At 71.3% G+C, this 3,732-nt stretch carries 3 protein-coding genes; all 3 read right to left on the bottom strand.

Features of this window, described 5'->3' with window-relative positions; all coding sequences use genetic code 11:
- A partial coding sequence (locus tag ACFQ87_RS45085; RefSeq protein ID WP_380616856.1) for an FUSC family protein occupies positions 1–1,648 on the bottom strand: 1,648 nt, incomplete at its 3' end.
- 212 nt (positions 1,649–1,860) lie between these two features.
- On the bottom strand, positions 1,861–2,277 hold the full coding sequence (locus ACFQ87_RS45090) for a hypothetical protein (RefSeq protein WP_380616857.1): 417 nt from the start codon (positions 2,275–2,277) through the stop codon (positions 1,861–1,863).
- 497 nt (positions 2,278–2,774) lie between these two features.
- Complete coding sequence (locus ACFQ87_RS45095) at positions 2,775–3,581, bottom strand: C39 family peptidase (RefSeq protein WP_380616858.1); 807 nt, start codon at positions 3,579–3,581, stop codon at positions 2,775–2,777.
- Positions 3,582–3,732: the final 151 nt, after the last annotated feature.

A 3,732-nucleotide genomic window follows, 5' to 3' on the forward strand; every position in this document is an offset into this window, starting at 1 on the left:
AGTCCAAGCACACCTGCTCGAACTCCTCAGCATCGACGAAACCCGACCCCGCTGGCTGGAAACCCAAAACCCCACCTGCGAAGTCACCGGCTAGCAGGCCCGGCACCCGCCGGGCGGACCAGGTCGGCCAGACCAGGAAGATGAGTACGGCGAGCGCGGCGCCGACCACTGTGTCGGCGGCACGCGCCCACGCCGTGGGCCCGGGCAGCCCGCCCACGTGGTGGATCAGGAAGACGATCCAGCAGGTCAGCCACAGGTTGAGCATCAGCTGCCCGGTCCGCAGGGTGACGAACGACACCGCGGCCAACACCACCGACGCGGCCGCGAGGCCGACGGGCGACCAGTGCGGCAGGGACAGCACCCAGGCGAAGAGGCCGCCCAGCACGGCCCCTGCCGCCCGTCCCCAGGCGCGGGCGACGGTGTGTCCGTACTCGGGGAAGAGCACCAGCATCGTGGTCAGGGCCACCCAGAAGCCGTGTGCGGAGATGCCGAGACCGCCCCACCCGCCGATCGACCGGCCGATGACCTCAGCGACCACCACGCCGATGGCGAGCCGCACCGCATGGCGGAAGATCGGCGATCGGGGACGCAGCTGGGCCCGGATCCGCCGGGCGGTGCGCGCTACGGAAGGGGTGCCCGCGTACAGACCCGGCACCTCGGTGGGGGGTTCCAGTACATCGCCCAGGCGATCGTCGGTCGAGCGCTCGGCCAACTGCTCGGCCTGCCGCAGCCGCGCGGCCAGGTCGCGCGGGCCGCGCACGGGCGAGGCGGCCGCCCACGACTCCAGGAGGGTGCTGACCGACTCGGGGGTGCGGTGCTCGCGGCCGGAGGCCACCGTACGGGAGATGTTGCCCAGCACCTGCGCGGCAGCGGCCAGCGCCTCCTGGTTCCCGGCCGCTGGGGCCGCCGGTACCGTCAGCCGGACGGTGTGCAGCGCCCGGCGGATGCGCTCGGCCTCTCCCAGCAGCCCGAACATGGCCGCCGCCACCGGCCGGCTGAACTGCGGCAGCAGGTCCAGGGCCTGCCGGGCCGCCGTGAACGGAGCGGACCCACTCAGGTTGGCGGGGTCGGCTGCGACCGAAGCCTCGGCGAGTGACTGGTACAGAGCTGCAAGGGCACGGCGCTGGGCGGCGAACCGCGAACCGTACGGCGGGAGCAGCTGCACCACCACGACGAGTCCGGTCCCGGTCGCGATCCACCCGGCCATCACCAGGCCGCCATGGACGTCGGGAGCGAGATCAGCCGTGATCATCAGCCCGATGACCGCGAGGCAACCCCGGATGCCGGACGCGACGCCCAGCGTCCGCCAGAGCCCGGTGGCGAACGCCGCGACCCCGAGCAACAGCAGGAACAGCCAGGTGGTGCCGTGCATCAGGGCCCCCAGCACCGTCATTGCGCTGAAGGCGGCGGCCATCCCGAGCGCATTCACCACAGGGTGTCGCAACGGGCTCACCAGCGTGCTGATGGCGCAGATGAACGCACCGACACTGGCCATGGCCCCGGCCACCGGGTCGTCCAGCAGCAGGCCGAGGATCGCGGCGAGCAGCACGGCCAGTACGGCCCGCGCGATCGCCGGCGGGGCCGCGAACGCCCGTTGAACGCGCAGCCCGTCCCGGCCGATCTTGATCAACGACGACCACCAGCGCATGCCCGGGCCTCCTTCGCGGCACGGCACGGAAGCACTCCCATGCTCTGCCGGCCCCGGCACGGCCGCCACTCAAGTCGCACGAGACGGTAGTGAGAGCGTTACGGGACGCCAACCGCACACTGCCACGAGGAGAACGAACGGCTCCGCATCGAACTCGCCGTGGTCCTCGGACAGCTCCGAGACCTCCGCCGAGGCATCCACGTCCCACGCGGTTAATGTCCGGTCTCGGGGGATGGCCCAACACCGGTGAGCCGGCGTATTCGGTCCTGTTCGGCGCTCTCGTCGGAGGCGTCGAAGTGCCGCACCTGGTTCCACCAGCGATCGTGGTCGTAGCCCTCGCGGTGATTGAACTCGTGGGCCGTACTGCGTAGCCGCTGCCACTCGCGGACGATTGCGGCCCGCTGCCACCTCTCGGGCCGATCCACCGCAAGCAGTGTGTACAGGAGGCCGGCCGAGTCGCAGACCAGGCGGAGCAGAGAGCGCATGGCGAAGGACGTCTCACCGGTCTCGCCGACCTCTTCGTACACCCGCCCCAACTGGACGTTGAGGAACGTCTCCAGGGCGCGGACGTCCTCGGACCTGAGGTCCTCGGCGAAGGTGAGGGTGCGTTCGGATGGCGGGATCGTCATGCGGGTGGATCCTCCCTTTCATGCGGTGCAACCGGATCAGCTGCCGTGGTGGACAACCCTACGGAGACGGAGCTGACACTGTCACAGCCACACAAAAGACCAGCTCAGCACGGCTGAAGAACCAGAAAGGTCCAGATAACGGCCTGCTCGGCACTCGGGCTGTTACTGGGATCGCGCCCCGCCTCGTCTGGTCCAAACAGGGCCCCATGCGGGCTGATCAGGGCGCAGCGGGGGTTCAGTCGTTGTTGTCGTTCTGCTGATCTGGAGTCGATATCGCGTTGGCGGCAAGGAAGGCGCGCTGCCGGTCGACCAGGACCTGTTCAACGGCGCCTCCGACCGCCTGAGCGCGCTCGCGCTCGGCTGACGCGAACGAGCGGCCGCCGCACCCGTGGGTGCGGCGGCCGCTGCCCCGCGATCTCACCGGCTTCCCCGCGGAGAGGCTGCCTCGACCTGCCCCCCGGGGGCACCCGAGAGCGGGTCCGACCGGGGCGGAGTGGTCACTCGACGATGACCGCCATGTCGCCGTAGCTGGCGTACCCGGCCTCGAAGGCCGCCTCGCTCACCTGCAGTTGTCCGCGGGCCGGGTCGTTGACCAGGTACTGTCCGTTGCTGACCGCGGTCACGACGACGGTGTGCTCGGACGGGCCGGCGTAGGGCACCACGCGGCCGTCGTACGCGGTGTACGAGCCCGCCGCGACGTCACGCCAGTTGTAGTCGACCCAGACGATCGCCAGGTGTCCCGCGGCAACCGCGCTGCGCAGCTGGGCGGGGGAGGTCCCCTGTCCGGCCGCCACCACGGACAGGCCGTAGAACTGGGCGGCCTGGGCGATCGGCGGATAGTACACGCCGAAGCCGGTGCCGGCCGCTTCCGAGCCGTTGGGGTCTCCCACGAAGGCCCGGAACGGGTCCCCGGACAGCGACCCGGAGACCCCTGCCTGGGGATGTGCCAGGTCGACGCCGATGTGTCCGAGCACGTCCTGGTCCGAGGCCTGCACCCCCCGTGCGGCCAGCACCATGCGCAGGGAGGCCGCCTCGCAGTCGTTGCCCAGTTGCTGCTGTAAGGCCGGGACAGCGGCGGAGACGGCGCCCGACGGGGACGTGCCGACCACCGTGACAGCGCCGGTCAGGACGGCGGTGACGGCCGCCACCAGCCTGCCGCGCCCCTTCCTCGACAGCCGGCCCGGCGCCGGGTGCATCCCGGCGCTCGGTGCGGTCGCGGGTGGCGGGGCCGCGGGTGGAACCGGCCGTCGCGGGCTCGGGTGCGAGCGCCGCCCGCCGTTCAGGACCTCCTCGTGGCTCTCCATGGCCCATCTCCTTCCCATGGCTGCCCATCGTCTGAGGACCGGTACATCCGCCGCCGGGTGCAGGCGGCGCCAACGGAGGGTGGGGGGGGGAGGCTGGAGTTCCCTCCCCCGCACCCCCGCCTTTCCACCCTCGGCTCTTATTGCCACACGC

Source organism: Kitasatospora sp. NPDC056531 (assembly GCF_042794375.1).
In the GTDB taxonomy this organism is placed as follows: Bacteria; Actinomycetota; Actinomycetes; order Streptomycetales; family Streptomycetaceae; genus Kitasatospora.